The following is a 240-nucleotide window of genomic DNA, read 5'->3' as shown; positions in this document are numbered from 1 at the left end:
CTACTGATTTGGGCACAAGTACCAGAAAACATCAAAGGTGAAGTGCTAGCCGAACTGGAGTTTGATACACGCCAGCCATTGATGGAAAACATCTCGTCAAAAGAGATATCGCTGTTTACCCAAGATCTTGATGCACAAGACATCTCAGAGATTTTAGACACCGTTACCGAAAGTGTGCGTACTTCGGTGATGGCAACTTTGGATGAAGAAATACGCATTCAGGTCAATAAACTCGATACC

1 protein-coding gene is annotated in these 240 nt (G+C 43.3%); it reads left to right on the top strand.

The features are described 5' to 3' along the window. Positions 1-240: magnesium transporter MgtE N-terminal domain-containing protein (locus AAEY79_RS16225; protein WP_407074216.1), on the top strand; the 240-nt coding region annotated here is incomplete at both ends.

This window comes from Psychrobacter sp. GW64-MNA-CIBAN-0177 (genome assembly GCF_040309585.1).
In the GTDB taxonomy this organism is placed as follows: Bacteria; Pseudomonadota; Gammaproteobacteria; order Pseudomonadales; family Moraxellaceae; genus Psychrobacter; species Psychrobacter okhotskensis.
This window is presented reverse-complemented; position numbering and strand designations above follow the sequence as displayed.